Source organism: Stagnihabitans tardus (assembly GCF_009925085.1).
Lineage (GTDB): Bacteria > Pseudomonadota > Alphaproteobacteria > Rhodobacterales > Rhodobacteraceae > Stagnihabitans > Stagnihabitans tardus.
Genome location: NZ_JAABNR010000007.1, coordinates 1 through 18,698 on the forward strand (window position 1 = coordinate 1; position 18,698 = coordinate 18,698).

The 18,698-nt window shown below is 65.7% G+C and carries 17 protein-coding genes and 2 pseudogenes; all 19 read right to left on the bottom strand.

The window, feature by feature from the left end:
* A pseudogene (locus GV832_RS08595) lies at positions 1-1,096 on the bottom strand (IS66 family transposase); the annotation flags it as partial.
* A gap of 220 nt (positions 1,097-1,316) precedes the next feature.
* Positions 1,317-1,553 carry an IS66 family insertion sequence element accessory protein TnpB gene (gene tnpB / locus GV832_RS08600; protein ID WP_168774446.1) on the bottom strand — a complete coding sequence of 79 codons (237 nt, stop codon included), beginning with the start codon at positions 1,551-1,553 and terminating at the stop codon, positions 1,317-1,319.
* A gap of 282 nt (positions 1,554-1,835) precedes the next feature.
* A pseudogene (locus GV832_RS21995) lies at positions 1,836-1,997 on the bottom strand (transposase); the annotation flags it as partial.
* A gap of 227 nt (positions 1,998-2,224) precedes the next feature.
* Positions 2,225-3,613: a dihydrolipoyl dehydrogenase gene (gene lpdA / locus GV832_RS08605; RefSeq protein WP_168774447.1), complete on the bottom strand. Its 1,389-nt coding sequence runs from the start codon at positions 3,611-3,613 to the stop codon at positions 2,225-2,227.
* A gap of 110 nt (positions 3,614-3,723) precedes the next feature.
* Positions 3,724-4,119, bottom strand: coding sequence for an MAPEG family protein (locus GV832_RS08610; RefSeq protein WP_168774448.1), 396 nt, complete (start codon positions 4,117-4,119; stop codon positions 3,724-3,726).
* Complete coding sequence (locus tag GV832_RS08615) at positions 4,116-4,478, bottom strand: nuclear transport factor 2 family protein (RefSeq protein ID WP_168774449.1); 363 nt, start codon at positions 4,476-4,478, stop codon at positions 4,116-4,118. The genes GV832_RS08610 and GV832_RS08615 overlap by 4 nt, the downstream gene beginning before the upstream one ends.
* Positions 4,475-5,311 carry a sulfotransferase family 2 domain-containing protein gene (locus tag GV832_RS08620; RefSeq protein ID WP_168774450.1) on the bottom strand — a complete coding sequence of 279 codons (837 nt, stop codon included), beginning with the start codon at positions 5,309-5,311 and terminating at the stop codon, positions 4,475-4,477. The genes GV832_RS08615 and GV832_RS08620 overlap by 4 nt, the downstream gene beginning before the upstream one ends.
* A 103-nt stretch (positions 5,312-5,414) precedes the next feature.
* Positions 5,415-5,966: a L,D-transpeptidase family protein gene (locus GV832_RS08625; RefSeq protein WP_168774451.1), complete on the bottom strand. Its 552-nt coding sequence runs from the start codon at positions 5,964-5,966 to the stop codon at positions 5,415-5,417.
* A gap of 3 nt (positions 5,967-5,969) precedes the next feature.
* A complete protein-coding gene (gene odhB / locus GV832_RS08630; protein WP_227754322.1) occupies positions 5,970-7,157 on the bottom strand; it encodes a 2-oxoglutarate dehydrogenase complex dihydrolipoyllysine-residue succinyltransferase in 1,188 nt (395 codons plus the stop codon).
* 11 nt (positions 7,158-7,168) lie between these two features.
* Complete coding sequence (locus tag GV832_RS08635; protein ID WP_168774452.1) at positions 7,169-10,114, bottom strand: 2-oxoglutarate dehydrogenase E1 component; 2,946 nt, start codon at positions 10,112-10,114, stop codon at positions 7,169-7,171.
* 49 nt (positions 10,115-10,163) lie between these two features.
* The gene (locus GV832_RS08640; RefSeq protein ID WP_168774453.1) at positions 10,164-10,709 is read right to left on the bottom strand and encodes a hypothetical protein; all 546 of its coding nucleotides are present in this window, start codon (positions 10,707-10,709) and stop codon (positions 10,164-10,166) included.
* A gap of 88 nt (positions 10,710-10,797) precedes the next feature.
* Positions 10,798-11,520: a hypothetical protein gene (locus GV832_RS08645; RefSeq protein ID WP_168774454.1), complete on the bottom strand. Its 723-nt coding sequence runs from the start codon at positions 11,518-11,520 to the stop codon at positions 10,798-10,800.
* Positions 11,517-12,182 carry a DUF805 domain-containing protein gene (locus GV832_RS08650; protein WP_168774455.1) on the bottom strand — a complete coding sequence of 222 codons (666 nt, stop codon included), beginning with the start codon at positions 12,180-12,182 and terminating at the stop codon, positions 11,517-11,519. Before GV832_RS08650 ends, GV832_RS08645 begins: the two co-directional genes overlap by 4 nt.
* A 279-nt stretch (positions 12,183-12,461) precedes the next feature.
* Positions 12,462-12,998, bottom strand: a complete 537-nt coding sequence (locus tag GV832_RS08655; protein ID WP_168774456.1) for a DUF805 domain-containing protein — start codon at positions 12,996-12,998, stop codon at positions 12,462-12,464.
* Between the two features lie 2 nt (positions 12,999-13,000).
* Positions 13,001-13,885, bottom strand: coding sequence for a succinate--CoA ligase subunit alpha (gene sucD / locus GV832_RS08660; protein ID WP_168774457.1), 885 nt, complete (start codon positions 13,883-13,885; stop codon positions 13,001-13,003).
* Positions 13,886-14,102: 217 nt separating this feature from the next.
* Complete coding sequence (locus tag GV832_RS08665) at positions 14,103-15,299, bottom strand: hypothetical protein (RefSeq protein WP_168774458.1); 1,197 nt, start codon at positions 15,297-15,299, stop codon at positions 14,103-14,105.
* Positions 15,300-15,367: 68 nt separating this feature from the next.
* Positions 15,368-16,561 (bottom strand): ADP-forming succinate--CoA ligase subunit beta, encoded by a 1,194-nt coding sequence (gene sucC, locus GV832_RS08670; protein ID WP_168774459.1) that lies wholly within the window; start codon positions 16,559-16,561, stop codon positions 15,368-15,370.
* A 157-nt stretch (positions 16,562-16,718) separates the two neighbouring features.
* Entirely contained in the window at positions 16,719-17,891 is a 1,173-nt protein-coding gene (locus GV832_RS08675) for a hypothetical protein (RefSeq protein WP_168774460.1), read from the bottom strand.
* A 44-nt stretch (positions 17,892-17,935) separates the two neighbouring features.
* A complete protein-coding gene (locus tag GV832_RS08680; protein WP_168774461.1) occupies positions 17,936-18,601 on the bottom strand; it encodes a class I SAM-dependent methyltransferase in 666 nt (221 codons plus the stop codon).
* Positions 18,602-18,698 lie beyond the last annotated feature (97 nt).

An 18,698-nucleotide genomic window follows, 5' to 3' on the forward strand; every position in this document is an offset into this window, starting at 1 on the left:
ATTTCGGCGGCATATTCGCCTTTGCGCCCGGGTCGATAGTGGAACACGACACCCGGCGGGGCGCTGCCGCTCCAGCCCCGGTCGTCCCGAAGAACCGCCCAGAGATATCCGGTCTTCGTTTTGCCTTTCCCGGGGTCCAGCACCGGGGCGGTGGTCTCATCGACGTAAAGACGCGTGCTGTCGGCCATCAGCCGCTTGGCCATGTGATCGACCACCGGGGCGATCATCGCGCCTGTGCGCCCCATCCAGTCGGCCAGAACCGACCGGTCATCAGGCCACACCATGCCGCGCCATGACCACGGCCTGCCGGTTCAGCGGCATGTGCGGGGACATGCTTGGAGACGGCGATCTGGGCGAGGAGCGCCTCGGTCGGCCAGCTGCCCTCCAGCAAATGCGCCGGGGCTTTGGCTTGCACCACGCCGGTCCTGCCTTTGGGGCAAGCATACTTCGGGCGGATCGTGACGATGACCTGATAGCGCGCCTGGGTCGACGAGGATCAGCGAACAGTCCGGGTGCGAGCAAAAGCAATTGATCCGGGGGATCAATTGACTTGCGAAGCGGTTCGCCCGAGGAGGATCGAGCCGTTCGCTCCGGTCTTCGCCGATCCGGACCATGTCGCCACATCCGCAGGGGCAGGCAATGCTGGCAGGCAGGGTCACCCGTTCCACCCGCGGGCCAAGCTGTCCGGCAAGGCGCACGACTTGCGCGGAGCACGCGCAGGGGCCGCCTCGGGATCTGTCGCGCGCGCCGCGATCTTCGCCTCGACGGTGGCAATTTGTGCCTGGGTCTCGGCGATAGCCGTTTCCAGGTCTTCCAGCCCCAGTTCCAGCTGCGCCGAGTCCCGCTTCTCGGACTTCGGCCCGAACTTCGTGCGCCGGTAGTCCTGGACCTGGCTCTCCAGCTTCTCGATCAGGACCTTCAACTCGGTGATGAAGGCGTCTTTCTCGGCAACTACCGCCTGCTCGTGCCGTCGCGCTGCACGCTCGACCAAGGCCTCGGACCGAGCAGCTTCCAAAGCAGCCTGCTGGTCAGCAAAGGCCTTCACCACCTCGGGCGGCGGGTCAGGGAACTGGCTCAGATCTAGGCGCTGCGACATGCGTTTTCCTACCCGATACAGGCAGGAAAGCCCAGTAAAACAAAGACAAAATTAGCCTCCTGATCATCCTGCCGAAGTCGGAGGCAACACCCTCTGGGCGATCACCCGCCGCCAGTCCAGACCTTCGAACAGAGCCTCGAACTGTGCCCGCGACACCCGCATCACCCCGTCCTGAACCTTCGTGCCCGGGCAAAGTTGCCCTGTTCGAGGACCTTGTAGATCAGCACCATCCCGGTCTTGCGCCATGGCCGCTCGGACCAGTGGCGCGTCCATGGCTCACCCAGACCAGGATCTTCAGTCTGTCGCATCGCTTCGAGCGAAAGACCACCGTCACCCCGGAATGTGGATCGAGCTTCAGCTCGCTCTCCACCATCAGCGCCAAGGCCTGATGGCCGCATCGGAAGTCCACCGGCTTCGTCGCGATCAGGACGGGCAGCCGTTGTCCCGCGACGATCATGCCGCCCTGCGCAAGGCGCGCACCAAAGCGGTCACCCTTTCCACGGGGACGTCGCTCGGAACGCGCAGCACCAGGTCGCCACCAAATTCCAAGGTCAGGGTGCCGGATCCCATGTTCTCCTCCGGCCCGCTCCTCGGCATCTCTGCCTCGGGTTCGACCGATAGAGGCACAAACCCGATCTCGGCCGGGGGGCATCGAGCTCGGCGACAGCCCGATCAACAATTCTGCCGGGAGGGCCAGAATGCCGTCGCGAGCCTGTCGCCGCCAATCCGAAAGCTGATGCGCAACGACACCATGCCGACGCGCAACATCCACGACCCGAACCCCGGGCGCAAAGCTCTCCGCGATAATCCGCGCCTTCAAAGCTTCCGGCCACCGCCGATTGCCCCGGCGCGGCTCAACGACCTCACATCGCCCCGCAAACCCGTCCCCACCATCCGCCATCCGAAAACCTCCCGTCGATCCCAGCAATCAGATCGCAGAGCGGCAGACCTTCAGAAACCCGCGAAATCAATGGGGTGCAGGCGGCGGAGACGCCCCACCGGGCAACGGGTTGCGCGATCCGCCAAGGCGTGCCGCAACGAAAAGGGCGCAAGGTCTCCCCGGCGCCCTATTTCATTGGTCCATAAACATCCCACGGGGGTCCGGGGGTGTGAAACCCCCGGGGCCTGTCACGCGTGAATCGCGCCGTCGCCGCAGGCCAAGGCCGCCTCGCGCACGGCTTCCGAATAGGTCGGATGGGCATGGCAGGTCAGGGCCAGGTCCTGGGCCGAGGCGCCGAATTCCATCGCCACGCAGACCTCGTGGATCAGGTCGCCCGCGCCCGGGCCGATGATGTGGCAGCCCAGGATCCGGTCGGTCGCGGCATCGGCCAGGATCTTGACGAAGCCTTCGGCCTGGAAGACCGCCTTGGCGCGCGCATTGCCCATGAAGGGGAACTTGCCGGCCTTGTAGGCGCGGCCCGCCTCTTTCAGCGCCTCCTCCGTGAGGCCCACCGAGGCCACTTCGGGCGTCGTATAGATCACGCCGGGGATGACGCCGTAATTCACATGACCATGTTTGCCGGCCAGGACCTCGGCCACCGCCATGCCCTCATCCTCGGCCTTGTGCGCGAGCATCGGGCCCGCCACCGCGTCACCAATCGCATAGACGCCCGGGATATTGGTCGCCCAATGGGCATCGGTCTTGATCGTGCCGCGCGGGCCCATCTCGACGCCCAAGGCCTCGAGCCCGAGGCCGGCGGTATAGGGCTTGCGGCCGGTGGCCACCAGCACGACCTCGGAATTCAGCGTGGCCAAGCTGTCGTCCTTGCGGAGCTTGTAGGTCGTGACCGCACCCTCGGGGCCGGTCTCGACGCCCTGGACTGCCGCGCCCATGATGAACTTCAGCCCCTGCTTGGTCAGGATGCGCTGGAAGGTCTTTTGCACCTCGGCATCCATGCCGGGGGTGATGACGTCCAGATATTCCACCACGGTGACCGCAGCGCCGAGGCGCGCATAGACCGAGCCGAGCTCCAGCCCGATGACGCCCGCGCCGATCACGGTGACGGAGGCGGGGATACGGGCCAGCTCCAGGGCGCCGGTCGAGGTGACGACGGTCTTCTCATCCACCGTCACGCCCGGCAGCGACGCGGGCTCCGACCCCGTGGCGATGACGATCTTCTTGGCCGTGTGGGTCTCTTCGCCGACCTTGACCTGGCCCGGAGCCGTGATCTGGCCCCAGCCTTTCAGCCAGGTGACCTTGTTCTTCTTGAAGAGGAACTCGATCCCCTTGGTGTTGCCGTTCACGACATCCTGCTTGTAGGCCAGCATCTTGACCCAATCGACCGTGGGCGCGCCGCCCATCAGGCCCATCTTCTCGAAGTTCTCGTGAACCTCGTGCAGGTGGTGAGTGGCGTTCAACAGCGCCTTTGAGGGGATGCAGCCCACGTTCAGGCAGGTGCCGCCAAGCGTCTCACGCCCCTCGACCACGGCGGTCTTCAGCCCGAGTTGGGCGCAGCGGATGGCGCAGACATAGCCGCCGGGGCCAGCGCCGATGATGATGACGTCGAAGTCGGACATTGTGGTCTCCTTTGGTCAAGGCCGGGGGGCGCTGCCTCCCGCGTCACTTGTTGCTTGAACCAGTGGCGCAATCAAGCGACGCACCCCGGGATGTTTTCGAACAGATGAAGTCAGATGAGGGCTGCGATCAACATGGCATTCGTGGCGAAGAAGCCCGCCGACCAGATCAGCGAGCGGAGGGGCGCCCAGCCCAGGGCATAGGCCGGGACATAGGCCACGCGGGCGGCGAGGTAGGTCCAGGCGCAGGCAGCAGAGAAAGGGGTCGATTGGCCGCTTTGGACCGTGACGAGGACGGCGATGGTGAAGAGGATCAGCCCCTCGAAATGGTTGTTCAGGGCGCGTTGCAGCCGGGCGGTGACCTTGGACAGGGCCCGGGGCGGCGGCGTGTCGCGCGGCGAGGTCGTGTAGGCCGGGGTCAGCTCCAGGTTCGCCGGCAAGGCGAAGAGCACGAACTGGATGGTTTGCCACAGCGCGGCAAGGGCCAGGGCGGTGAGTTCGGGTGTCATGGGCTTTCCTTCGCCATGGTGGGTGTGCCCTGGTGGAAACGCAGCTGCCAGCGTCCGGAGCTGCGGTCCCAAAGCGAGGCGCGGTTGGCCCATTCGAGTCCGTCTGGGCCGGTCAGCTCCGAGACATAGGTCACGAGGGCGATCGTGTCGGACATTTCCTTCACCTCAAGGTCGTGCAGTTGGGCGGTGAAGGGCCTGGCCGCGCTGGGGGCAAGGATCAGCTCCTCGCGCGTATAGCGCCGGCCCGAGCGTCCGAATTCGAAGAAATCGGCGGCCAGGGTCGCCTCCATCAGGGCGGGATCATGGCGGGTCTCGGCGCGCCAGAGCTGCCATTCCAGCAGGGGCAGGTCCCGGGTCATGGAGCCCCCAGGTCATGCGGATCATATCCGAACCGCGCGTAGTCCTCGCCATAGACCTCGGCGATGCGGTTGCGCAATTCGCGGGAGGCGAGCAAATCGTCCTGCGCCCGACCTTGGGTGTTCTGATGGCCCATCGGGGGGATTTCGGAAAGGTTCAGCCTTTCGGCCACATCCCGGGCCAGGCGGTCAAGGTCTTCGACGCGGCCGATCACGCTGGGGGGCAGGATATCGGGGCGCAGGTTGCGGACCTGGGCGCGCCAATGGATGGCGGCGGGGGTCTGGTCCGCAGTCTCATGCAGGATCTCGACATAGTCGAGGAACTTCGCCAGGCCGCGTTCGGTGCCGGGGTCCCTGTCCCAGTCGAAGCCGGTTTCGGCATTGATCCGCAGGCGGACGGGCAGGAACTGCTCGCTCCCCGTGGCGCCCGATTTGCAGAGATAGCGAAAGCTGGACAGGGCGCGGGTCGCGGGGTGGCGGACGGTGACGATCCGGCAGGCCGTTTGCAGATGTGCAAGGCCCGAGCGCAGTTGCAGCGCGGGGCGGAAGATATCGGCCTGGACCGTGTGATGGGCGACCGAGTTCTCGTTCAGCATGGCCTCGCGCGAGAGGGGGGCGGTCAGGCGCGCGCCGAACTCGACCTCGAAGAGCCAGGAGAGGACCGAGGTCGTGCCGGTCTTGCCGTTGCGGCAAAAGCTCCAGCGCAGCGAGGGCGGCAGGATATGCCGCTGCAACAGGGCCTCTGCCTCACGCTCGGGCAGGCCGGACAGCCTTTGGGCCATCGCACGGGCTTCGTGCGGCGGCAGGGGGCTTTCGGTGAAGAGGCGCGAGGGCATGGGGGTCCTGGGGGTGGGAAGACGGAAGGGCGGCTTCAGCTTCGCAGGGCGGCTTTGGATGGAGGGACGGCGAGGGGGCTTCGGGGGGCGGTCGGTTCGGGGGTCATGACCTTATCTCGATTGGCGTGCCATCGGGCACGCGGGACCAGATATCCTGCATTTGTGCATTGGTAACCGCGATGCAGCCATCGGTCCAATCCCAGATCAGGTGCAAGGCGCTCAATGCGCCCCAACCATTGGGAAGGCCATGGATCATGATATCTCCGCCCGGGTCGCGCCCCTCGACCTTGGCTTGCGCCAGGTCTTCGGGGCGGGGGTAGGAAATGTGCAAGCTCAGATGCGCGATCGACTCGGGGTTGCGCCAGTCGATGACATAATGGCCTTCGGGCGTGCGTTCGTCCCCCCGGGTGGTCTTGGGGCCCGCATCGCCACGGGCGCCAAGAGAAACCTCGTATTGCGCGAGGACCTGATCGCCGCGCATCAAGGTCAGAAGCCTGGACGATTTTTCGACGAGAACCCGGTCAGCCTGCGCCTCGGTCGGGGCCATCGGAGGGGGCGTGCCGTGCCAGAGCCGCGCCGCGACCTTGGTATAGGCCAAGGTCGCGGCGGCCAGGCAAAGACCCGTTGCAGCCGCAATCGGAACGGCACGCCGCATCGGTCAGAGATCCATCAACAGCCGACGCGGATCCTCCAGCGCCTCTTTCACCCGGACCAGGAAGGTGACCGCGCCCTTGCCGTCGACGATGCGGTGATCGTAGCTCAGCGCCAGGTACATCATCGGGCGGATCACGATCTGGCCGCCGACCACCACCGGGCGGTCCTGGATCTTGTGCATGCCAAGGATGCCCGACTGCGGGGGGTTCAGGATCGGCGAGGACATCAGCGAGCCGTAAACCCCGCCGTTCGAGATGGTGAAGCTGCCGCCCTGCATCTCGGCCATGGTCAGCTTGCCGTCGCGGGCGCGCAGGCCCAGTTCGGCGATCTTCTTCTCGATGGCGGCAAAGCCCATCTGGTCGGCATCGCGCAGCACCGGAACCACGAGGCCCGAGGGCGTGCCCACGGCAACCCCCATGTGGACGTAGTTCTTGTAGACCACGTCCTGGCCGTCGATCTCGGCATTGACCTCGGGGATTTCCTTCAGCGCATGGATGCAGGCCTTCACGAAGAAGGACATGAAGCCGAGCTTCACGCCGTGCTTCTTCTCGAACTGGTCCTTGTAGGTGTTGCGCAGCTCCATGATGCCCGACATGTCGACCTCGTTATAGGTCGTGAGCATCGCGGCGGTGTTCTGGGCATCCTTCAGCCGCTTGGCGATGGTGGCGCGCAGGCGGGTCATCTTGACGCGCTCTTCGCGGGCGGCGTCGCTGGCGGGGATCGGCGCCCGCGGAATGGCGGCGGGCGCGGGGGCAGGGGCCGAGACCACGGCGGCCGGCACGTCCTCCTTCATGATCCGCCCGTCGCGGCCCGAGCCCTGGACCTGGTCGCGGGTCAGACCCGCCTCGGCCATGGCCTTTTTCGCGGCCGGGGCGTCTTCGACATCCTTGGCCGCCACGGGGGCAGGGGCAGGGGCAGGGGCCGCCACGGGGGCGGCAACCGGGGCCGCAGCCGAAGCCCCCTCGGTCACGATGGCCAGCCGGGCATTGGCGGCCACGGTCGCGCCTTCGGGCGCCAGGATTTCCGCCAGCACGCCCGAGACCGGCGAGGGCACTTCGACCGAGACCTTGTCGGTCTCAAGCTCGCAGAGCATCTCGTCCTGTTTCACCACATCGCCCGGCTTCTTGAACCAGGTCGACACCGTCGCCTCGGTCACGCTTTCGCCAAGGGCGGGCACCATCACATCGGTCATGTCTCTTCCTCTCAGGCCAGCGCGTCGTTCACGAGCGCGGTTTGTTGGGCTTTGTGCTTGGAGGCCAGGCCCGTGGCGGGCGAGGCGGATGCGACGCGTCCGGCGTATCGGGCGCGGCTGTTCTTGGCGCCGATCTTGGTCAGGATCGCCTCAAGCTCGGGCTCGATGAAGGACCAGGCGCCCTGGTTCTTGGGCTCTTCCTGGGCCCAGACCCATTCGGCGCCCTTGAAGCGCGAAAGCTCCGCCGTCAGCGATTTGGTCGGCACGGGGTAGAGCTGTTCGATGCGCAGAAGATAGGTGTCATCCTGGCCCCGCGCGTCGCGTTCGGCCAGAAGGTCGTAATAGACCTTGCCCGAACACAGCACGACCTTGCGGATCTGGTCATCGGCCTTCAGCTTCAAGGCCGAATGGCCCTTTTGCGCATCGTCCCACAGCACGCGGTGGAAGGTCGAGCCGTCGATGAAATCGGCGGTGTCGCTGACGGCCATCGGGTGACGCAGCAGGCTTTTCGGCGTCATCAGGATCAGGGGCTTGCGGAAGTCGCGGTGAATCTGGCGGCGCAGGATGTGGAAATAGTTGGCGGGCGTCGAGCAATTCGCCACGATCCAGTTCTCTTCCGCCGAGAGTTGCAGGAAGCGTTCCAGACGGGCGGAGGAGTGCTCCGGCCCCTGACCCTCGAACCCGTGGGGCAGAAGGACCACAAGGCCCGACATCCGCAGCCATTTCGATTCGCCCGAGTTCACGAACTGGTCGAACATGATCTGCGCGCCATTGGCGAAGTCGCCGAACTGCGCCTCCCACAGGGTCAACCCGTTGGGCTCGGCCAGGGAATAGCCGTATTCGAAGCCCAGGACCGCATATTCCGACAGCATCGAGTCGATGACCTCATACCGCGCCTGGCCCGGGCGGATGTGGTTCAAGGGATAGTGCCGCTCTTCCGTGGTCTGGTCGATCCAGCCGGAATGGCGCTGCGAGAAGGTGCCGCGCGTGCAGTCCTGACCGGCCAGACGCACCGGGAAGCCTTCGACTTGCAGCGTGCCGAAGGCCAGGGCCTCGGCGGTCGCCCAGTCGAAACCGGTGCCCTTGGCGAACATCTCTTTCTTTGCCTCAAGCTGGCGGGCGACCGTCTTGTGGAGGTCAAAACCCTCGGGCACGCGGGTCAGGCCGGCACCCACCTCGGCGAAGGTTTCAGGCTTTACCCAGGTCTCGCCGCGCTGGTAATTCTCCAGGTCCTTCGGAGCCATGTTCTTCCAGCGCCCATCCAGCCAGTCGGCCTTGTTGGGCTTGTAATTCTTGCCGGCCTCGAACTCTTCGTTCAGGCGGGCCTGGAAGGCGGCCTTCATATCCTCGATCTCGCCCTCGGGGATCAGGCCGTCTTTCACCAGGCGTTCCGCGTAAAGCTGCAAGGTAGTCTTCTGCTTGCGGATCTTGTTGTACATGGCCGGGTTGGTGAACATCGGCTCGTCGCCTTCGTTGTGACCGAAGCGGCGGTAGCAGAAGATGTCCAGGACCACGTCCTTGTGGAACTTCTGGCGGAATTCGGTGGCGACTTTCGCCGCGTGAACCACGGCCTCCGGGTCATCGCCGTTGACGTGGAAGATCGGCGCCTCGACCATCAGGGCGATATCGGTCGGATAGGGCGAGGTGCGCGAGAAATGCGGCGCGGTCGTGAAGCCGATCTGGTTGTTCACGATGATATGGATGCAGCCGCCCGAACGGTGCCCCTTGATGCCCGACAGCTGCAGACACTCCGCCACGACACCTTGACCGGCAAAGGCCGCATCGCCGTGCAGGAGGATCGGCAGGACCGAGATGCGGTCGGCGTCGTTCAGTTGATCCTGTTTCGCCCGTGCCTTGCCCAGGACCACCGGGTTCACCGCCTCGAGGTGGGAGGGGTTGGCGGTCAAGGAGAGGTGAACCGTATTGCCGTCGAAGCTGCGGTCCGAGGAGGCGCCGAGGTGGTATTTCACGTCGCCCGAGCCATCCACATCCTCGGGCTTGTAGCTGCCGCCCTGGAATTCGTGGAAGATCGCCTTGAAGGGCTTTTGCATCACGTTGGCCAGAACATTCAACCGGCCCCGGTGCGGCATGCCGATGACGATCTCCTTGACGCCCAGGTTGCCGCCGCGCTTGATGATCTGCTCCATCGCGGGGATCAGCGCCTCGCCGCCATCAAGGCCGAAGCGCTTGGTGCCCATGTACTTGACATGGAGGAACTTTTCATAGCCCTCGGCCTCGACGAGCTTGTTCAGGATCGCCTTGCGGCCCTCGCGGGTGAAGGCGATCTCCTTGCCGTAACCCTCGATCCGTTCCTTCAGCCAGCCCGCCTGTTCGGGGTCGGAGATATGCATGTATTGCAGGGCAAAGGTGCCGCAATAGGTGCGTTTGACGATCTCGACGATCTGGCGCATCGAGGCCATTTCGAGGCCAAGCACCATGTCGAGGAAGATCGGCCGGTCCATGTCGGCCTCGGTGAAGCCATAGGAAACCGGGTCAAGCTCGGGGTGGTTGCCGCGGTCGGTCATGCCCAGGGGATCGAGGTCGGCAGCCAGGTGGCCCCGGATGCGATAGGCGCGGATCAGCATGATGGCGCGGACCGAGTCCAGCACGGCGCGGCGGATCTGCGCCTCGGTCAGGGCCACGCCCTTCTCGGCGGCCTTCTCAGTGATCTTCTTGCCCCCGGCCTTGACCTCGGCTGGCCATTCGCCGGTCATCGCGGCGGTCAGGTCATCGTTGGGCTGCGGCGGCCAGTCGGTGCGCGCCCAGGACGGCCCCGCCGCCTGACGCTTTTGTTCCAGCGAGTCATCGCCCAGAAGCCGGAAGAATTCTGCCCATTGCGCATCGACCGAGGTCGGGTCATTGGCATATTTCGCGGCCAGCGCGTCGACGTAATCGCCATTCGCCCCTTGCAGGAAGGACGAGGCGTGGAGGGCTTTGTTCGGGGTTTGGTCGGTCATGGCTCAAGCCTTCGGAGTGTGATGGCGGCGCTGGGGCCGCGAAGATGGGTCAGTTGACGCGCTTGTCATAGGCGACGAGATGGATTCCGCGCTGCCCAAGGATCGGCGCGGTGGGCTCGAAGATCACGAGGTAGCCGGATTTCTGGTCCAGCACCGCAGCCAGCCCATCCTCGGCCATGCCCTTGGTGCCAAACCGGTCGACAAAGGCCTTGACGACGGTGCTTTCGCTGGAATTCGTCCCGAAGACCATCGAGCAGCGCCGATCCTGGCCGCTGCCTTCGATCTGGAAGGACAGGTTCTCTTCCACGCTGTAAAGCGTCGCGGTCCCCATGGGCGAGGGCACCTTGACGTCGTTGGCCGCCATCACCGCCGTGGCCCCGGCAAAGCGGTTGGGCGCGGTGGCGATGCAGACGGCGTCGAAAAGCTGCAGGGCGCGGGCGAAGGGGACAGCCTTGGCCGTGCCGGTGAAGACGGCCGAGGTCGCCCCCGGCTCCAGGGTCGGGGGCGCCGAGGCTGGGCTGGTCGCCTCGACACAGCCCGACAAGAGGGCGAGAGAGGCGCAGAGGGCGATGCACTTCGGGAGCAATTTGGTCATTCGGGGTCTCCTGCCTTGCGGCGACAGCAATTTAGATCGTGAAAGCGTAAAGTGGGGTTAACCCCGACCGGCGGGCGAAGGGGGAGGATCATGGCGCGGAGCCCTCCCGCAGCAGGGGTTGAGAATAGATCGACACGGCCGCCGCCGCCTGGGGCGGCGCGCCCAGGCGCTGGGCGGCCTCTGGCGTCAGGATCGCGACCAGTTGGGCAGAGACCTGGGTGACCCCCTCGTGGTTCTCCGTGGTCTCGAGGGAATACTGATGGACGAAGTTGTCGTTCATCTCGGTAAAGCGAGAGCGTTCCATCTGGGCCACGAAGCTTGCGATCTCGGTGGGCAGGGGGCCCGCGTAATAGCAATGGACCCGGCCTTCCAGAACCATGCCCTCGTCCAGGATCGCCAGCACGGCCACCGGGTTCCCGGTCGAGACCAGGACGGCATAGGTCAGGTCGGGTATGCCCGCCGCCGCGCGGTCGTCCGCCGACATGGCGAGGATCCCGGACAACTGGTCCGCCATCGCACGGGTCTCGGCCCATTGATCGGGGCTGGCTTGCGCCTTGATCGAGGTGGCGATGAAGGCCTCCGTCAAGAGGGGGCGATAGCTCTCCCACATGCCGGGGTTCCGGCGGCTCCACCCGGCTGCGGTCAGGGCATCGACGCGCTCGGCAAAGCCGAGGCGCGTGTCGCCGCAGATCGTGGGAAATCTGTCGATGAGCGCATCGGCCGAAGCCGGCCCGCAGAGAGCGAGGGTGCAGGCCACCAACAGCGCCGCGCCCAGCCGTCTTGGAGAAAGAGACAGGACCTGCCCGGTCATTTGAAAGCCTCCGAAAGGACGAGATCGCTGCCAGCCACCGGGGCCGAGGCAAAGACATAGACCGCAAAGAGCGCGCTTGCCTCGCTGGCACGGGGGGCGATTTGGGTGAAGAAGGGTCCGATGACGCTTTCTGTCCAAAGGCTTGCCAGGGACTGCGCGCCCAGCAGCCCGCCCACAAGCACCAGGCCGTTGCTGATCAGCAACAAGAGTTGCGGCCAGGTCCAGGCCAGAAGCACGGCAAAGGGCGGCCAGCCCGCATCCCGCGCGCGGCGCAGGGCAAGGCTGATCGTGGGCAGGGCAAGGGCGAGGAAAACCGGAAGGCCCAGCTGACCACTGGGCGAGGACAGGAAGGTCCAGTTCCCCATCCAGCTTCCCCGCAGGACACCGCTCTCGGGGAAATAGCCCAGCGGGACGGTCAGGAATTGCTGGACCGCGTTCGACGCTATCGAGAGGCCGTGCAGCCAGGCCAGGGTCGGGAGGGCCAGGTCGGCCTCGCGGATCCAGCCCGCGTTCCACAGCAGGAACTCGGCCTCGGACAGATAGCGCTGCACGACCAGGCAGAAGAGTGCAAAGGTCCAGAACTCGAGACGGCTGGCCCGCCCCGTGCAATCGAAGGACTTGGCAAAGCCCGTCCTGATGACCTGCGCCGGTCCCATGGTCACCTCGCCACGGGTTTCAGCATGTCGGGCGCAGGGCCCAGGTTCCCGAGGCGCGGCAGTCGCCGACGCTTGGGCAGAGGAGACAGGCTGTCTTTGGTCATGTGCAGGCCTCGGGTGAGGAAAAGGCGGTGGCGGCGGTCATGGTCGGACCGCAATGACAAGAAGGGTGGAGCGTGGGGTGTCTGGATCGGGCAAGCCGATCTTGAAGGCGAAGAACTGGATCGCCCTTGGCCCCTGTCACGAAGAACGAGGCGTGAAGGGCTTTGCTCGGGCTTTGGTCGGTCATTTGGGTGCCTCAGTGGGGCTGGGGCCGGAACGTGGGGGAGCCTGCCGGGAGGGTGCGGCCATTTGGCTGAACAGGGCAGACCCTGTGATCAGACCAACGAAAAATTGGTGAAAGAGGATGGGGAGCAGGAGGATATTCCCCATCAGCCAGCAGATCATGACGCCAAAGCCGCCCGGACCATCGGCGCCCTGAGCCCAAAGGTCGAAGGCCCAGCGATTGAGGCTGACTTCGGCCCAAAGGGCCGCGCAGAAGATCACCAGCGCCATCAGCGGGGTCTCGAACCAGATCGGCGCTTCTCCGCTGTCCAAAAGGCGCCGCCGGGTCACGGCCATCAGGGGAGACAAGGCAAGGGCGCCAAGCCCGAAGAGCAGGGGAAAGGGCATGTCGGGGCGCAGCGTCAGGGCCGTCCCCAGAGCCGCAACTGGCAGGGCGGCGCCGACAGGCAAAAACCACCAGTATTCAGAGCGGCTGGCCCGCCCCGAATACTGGAAGGACTTGGCAAAGCCGGTCCTGATGGCCTCTGCCGGTCCCATGTTTACTTGCCCATGGCCTTGAGCACGGCCTCACCCAGCGTCGCCGGGCTGTCAGCCACGACGATGCCCGCAAGCTTCATCGCCTCGATCTTCGATTCCGCGTCGCCCTTGCCGCCGGCCACGATGGCGCCGGCATGGCCCATGCGGCGGCCTTTCGGTGCCGTGCGGCCCGCGATGAACCCGGCGCAGGGCTTGGAACGCCCACGCCGCGCCTCGTCGGCCAGGAACTGCGCGGCTTCCTCTTCGGCCGAGCCGCCGATTTCGCCGATCATGATCAGCGCTTCGGTCTCGGGGTCGGCCAGGAACATCTCGAGCACGTCAATATGTTCGGTCCCCTTGATCGGGTCGCCGCCGATGCCCACGGCGGTGGATTGGCCAAGGCCAAGGTCGGTCGTCTGCTTGACCGCCTCATAGGTCAGGGTGCCGGAACGCGAGACCACGCCCACCTTGCCGCGACGGTGGATATGGCCCGGCATGATGCCGATCTTGCAGGCGCCGGGGGTGATGACGCCGGGGCAATTCGGCCCGATCAGCCGGGTCTTCGAATTGATCAGCGCGCGCTTGACCTTCATCATGTCCAGGACCGGGATGCCCTCGGTGATGCAGACGACCAGTTCGATCTCGGCGTCGATGGCCTCGAGGATCGAATCCGCCGCGAAGGGCGGGGGCACATAGATCACGCTGGCATTGGCCCCGGTCCGGGCCACCGCGTCATGGACCGAGTCGAAGACCGGGAGCCCGAGATGCTCGGTCCCGCCTTTGCCGGGGGTGACCCCGCCGACCATCCGCGTGCCATAGGCGATGGCCTGTTCGGAGTGGAACGTGCCCTGGCTGCCAGTGAAGCCCTGGCAGATCAGCTTGGTGTTTTCGTCGACGAGAATGGCCATGGTAATCTTCCGTTCGGCTGGTTCTGGCGCGAGATTGGCCGCGCATGGGTTGGGTCAGGGCCTGGCTTTTGGCGGCAAAGCCCCGGGGTTCGGGTCAGGGATGGGCGGGTCTCATGGGAAACCCGGGGTAAAGGGCACGCCTCCGGCTCGTCCCGGCCTGGGGCCGGGTCTGAAGGGGCAGGAAGAGAAGGGGCAGGGGCACGGGGTTGCGGTCCATTCAGGGGTGAAGAAAGGGGGTCAGGTCAACCGGCGGGGCTTCGGGGGCAAGACGCGACTCCAGGGCGGCCAGCGACAGATGCGCGCCGGTGATGGGCAGGCCCGCGATGAATGTCTCCAGCGAGGCGGCCATCGTCGGCTTGTCGGCCTGGATCAGCTTGGGCAGGGCCGTGCCCAGGGCCTCGACGACCGGGGCGGCGGCGATGTCCGAAAGCGGCTGGGGCGCCACGACCGGCTCGTGCAGCCAGTCATCGGTTGCGGGGACCTGGAACCACTGGCGCGCAAAGGCGGCGCGCTCGGTCTCGAACCGGGCGTTCATCGCCTCCTGGATATAGATGGGCAGGCGAAAGCGGCTGCCACCGATCCGTGCCGCCTTGGCCGCGACCTCGGCCCAGATCAGCCGCATCGACTGCGCCATGGTCGAAAAGACATAGGGCGCCCCTTCGACTTCGGCCCGCTCGGCCTCGGAGGCGCCGGCGTAAAGCGCCATCGCACAGGCCCGCATCACGGCGGTCACCTCTGCCGTGGGCGAGGGATTGGCGCGGGTCTCAAGCGCAATGGCCCGGGCGCGCAGGTCCGCCGGCAGACCGGCCATGTCCCAGAAATCGGCGACGACAGAGCCATCGGCCAGGGCCTTGGGGTGATATTCGCGCAGGGTCATGCGATCCTTGCCGAAAACCTCGGCAAAGCGCGCCATCGCCGCCATGAACTGCACCGGAGGTTCGCTGAGCATGTCCAGATGCGCGCTGATCGGGCCACGCCGGTGCCCCATCTTCGCCGATTGCAGGTAAAGCGCGCCCAGCATGGCGACACTGGGCCGCAGATAGCACAGGAGCGAGACATCATGGCATCCGATCTCGGACAGGACGCGGGCCAGGGTCTGGGGCGGCACATGGATCAGCGGCTCTGCCGTGATGAGAAACCGCGACCCCGCCGGAGCGGCAGCGATCTCTTGGCGCATCAGGGTCAGGAAGGGCTGCTCCCCCCCGGCCTCGATGTCATGGCGGATGCCGTAATGCGCGGTGAGATTCTTGCCCAGGCCCGGCATGATCACCCCCCGGGCCGCAAGCTCGCTGCGCAGGCTGCGCAGGACCAGTTGCACCGCCGTGGAGCCGGTCTTGAGATTGCCGATATGAACCACGGCCGCAGCCGCGCCCTGGGGGCGCGCGGTCTGCAGCGATGGAGCTTGGCTGGTCACGGGGCTTGTCCTGGTCTTGGGGGCGGGGCGGGAGGGGAGGCCCCCTCACCGCCGGAGTTTCCGGGCGCTTAGCCCTGAACGGCCTTGACGATCTTCTGCGCCGCGTCCGACAGGTTGTCGGCCGCGATCACGTTCAGGCCCGAGTTGCGGATGATCTCTTTGCCGAGTTCCACATTCGTGCCTTCAAGCCGGACGACCAGCGGCACCTTGAGGCCCACTTCGGTCACGGCGGCCAGGACGCCCTCGGCGATGATGTCGCAGCGCATGATGCCGCCGAAGATATTGACCAGGATGCCTTGGACATTGGGGTCCGAGGTGATGATCTTGAAGGCCTCGGTCACCTTCTCCTTGGTGGCGCCGCCGCCGACATCGAGGAAGTTGGCGGGTTCCGCGCCGTAAAGCTTGATGATGTCCATGGTGGCCATAGCCAGGCCCGCGCCGTTCACCATGCAGCCGATGTTGCCATCGAGCGCCACGTAGTTCAGGTCGAACTTCTGGGCGGCGAGCTCCTTGGGGTCTTCCTCGGTCTCGTCCTTCAGCGCCGCGATATCGGCATGGCGATACATCGCATTGCCGTCAAAGCCCATCTTGGCGTCGAGAAGCTTCAAGGAGCCGTCCTTCAGCACGCAGAAAGGGTTGATCTCCAGCATGTCCATGTCCTTGTCGACGAAGAGCTGGTAGAGCTTCTTGACGATCTGGACGCATTGCTTGACCTGGTTGCCGGTCAGGCCAAGGCCAAAGGCCACGCGGCGGCCGTGGAAATCGCTGATGCCCGAGGCCGGATCGACCGAGAAGGACAGGATCTTTTCCGGCGTGTCATGGGCCACGTCCTCGATCGACATGCCGCCCTCGGTCGAGGAGACGATCGAGATGCGCGAGGTCTGGCGGTCGATCAAAAGCGCCAGGTAGAACTCGCGCTCGATGTCGGAACCGTCTTCGATATAGATGCGGTTGACCTGCTTGCCCTGGGGCCCGGTCTGCACCGTCACCAGCGTGCGGCCCAGCATCTGGCGGGCAAACTCGGCCGCCTCTTCGACCGAGCGGGCCAGGCGGACACCGCCCTTTTCGCCGGCCTCGGGCTCGATGAAATGGCCCTTGCCACGGCCACCGGCGTGGATTTGCGATTTGACGACCCAGAGCGGGCCATCGAGCTCGCCCGCCGCGGTCTTCGCGTCTTCGGCGCGGGTGATGGCGCGACCGTCAGAGACAGGGATGCCATAGCTGCGCAACAACGCCTTGGCCTGGTATTCGTGAATGTTCATCCGAAAGGCTCCCGCATAGGATTTGCCGCGTTCTGGCACAGATTTCTGCGCGGGCAAAATGCGAAATCCTTGGGCAAGCCGGAAAAGCGACATTTGTGATCACAGCCAAAATTTTTGTGATCACGCGTAAGGATTAGGCAAGGTTTGAACGGCAGGTTCAGTTGAAATAGAGCGCGAAAAGCATGGCGTTGCCCTGCAAGAGCGCGTCAAACCTGTCCAACGACTCTGCGGTCACAAGGGGTCCCTGCTTCAAATAGGGCAGGGCGGACCAGCCCTGGACCCAGCCCGGAATGTCCAGGGGCGCGGGCTTGTCGAGGAAGGCGCCAAGGTCGATGCCCGCGCCTTCGATGCGCCACCAGGGGATCAGCTTGCGGCCCTCGAGCAGGGCCTGGACGTCGTCCAGCACCCTCAGCCACTCGGCCCCCGCGCCTTGCGGAACCGCGATGCCGAGCGCCGAGGTCTGGCGGTCGTTGGGGATCCACTCGGCCTGGTTGTCGGTCTCGGCATTGACCTTGGTCCAGAAGTCGCGGTTCAGGGCGACCATTTGCAGAAGATGCGCCTTGGCCGAGGCGGTGCGGGCGGGGTCGGGCTCCCGGCGCAGGGTCTCGATCACGACGGCAAAGAGGTCGACGAAGTCGAGACCGCCGGGGTTCATGTCGCCGAAGATCGGGTCGGGGGTGAGGGGGCCAAGCTCGGCCAGCTTCGCCTTGGTCGCGGCGACCTTGGTCATGGCCTCGGTCGGGTCATAGGCCAGGATCAGGTCGCAGAGGCCAGACAGGAGATGCGCATAGGCGGCAAGCCAGGCGGCGTCGGCGGTGTCGAAGGTGACCTTGGGCAGGGGTCCCGGACTGGCTGCGGTGAAGGGGGCGATGAGGGTGGCGAAGCCCTCTTCGGGTTCGCGCAGGGCATTGGCGTTGATGTCGAACCACAAGTCGTCGAGGCCGATGGTCAGGGCGAAATCAGTGGTGAGGGGGGCGACCTGGTCGAGTTCCGCCTGGGCCGCGCGGAAGAGGTTCGACAGGAAGGCTGGGTCGAAGGGCGCGGGGGAGGGGCTCTCGGGCAGGGGCAGTTGCAGGAAGGGCAGCATGCCCGTCCGGTCGGTCACGCCTGCGGCGTATCGGGCCTGGAAGGTGACCTCGACGGCGCGGAGGAAGTGCAGGCCATTGATCGCAAAGGCTTCCTCGGGGGAAGGCGAGGGCAGGGCCGAGAGGCGGGAGAGGGTGGGGGCGATGCCCTTGGCCGCGATCTCCTGGCTCAGGTCTTCGGCCTGGGCGGGCGGGGCTGCGAGGGAAAGGGCTGCAAGGGAAAGGGCGGGGATGAAATGGCGCATGGGACCTCCGTTGGTCTCAGGCTGCGCCTTTCGCCCGGATTTGTCTAGCCGGGCAGGCAGAGGCAGAGCCTTTGACCCCGGGGCAGATAGGGGTCTGACAGCGTGGCCACGAACCCCGCCGTGCTTGCGCAAGCGAGCACCTCTGCTTCGCGGTGGTGCCAGGGGAAGCGGTCCGGGTGCGTCACGACGCCATCGGGCTGGCGATGGGGTTTGTCATAGCCCTCATCCGGAGCGAGGAAGACGGTGAAGAGGAGCTTTTGCAGGCGGGGGAGTTTCTGGCGCAGTTTCGGCAGGGCCTCGGCCAGGTGCGAGAGCGGCAGATGGGTGAAGACGGCAAAGCAGATGGCGAAGTCGATGTCTTGCGGCACGCCGGGGAGGTCGAAACTCGCATCTTCGATCAGCTGGGTGGCGGGGAGGCGGGATTTGTCGGCGATCTCATCGCGGTAGCCGCGCTGAAGAAGCGCGCCGGAGAGGTCGGTCGCCCAATAATTGCCGGGGTTCAGATAAGGCACCGCGCGGCAGCCGAGGCGGAGGCTTCCCGCGCCGATGTCGAGGAGCTTGTGATGCGGGTCCAGCCCCTGGGCCAGCAGAAGCTGCATCTGGACGAGGCCCGTCTCCTCCCACCGCCCGCCCACGATGTCGCGGTGGCGACCCTTGGCCAGCGCCTCGTCGTAGAAGCCGGGGGCGTGATAGGGGGAGATCGGTTTCATCTGGCTTTACAGGGCCTTGGGCGATGCTCTTGTGGGACACGCCCGGGGGTTTCACACCCCCGGACCCGTTGCTGAAGCCGGGGGTTTCACACCCCCG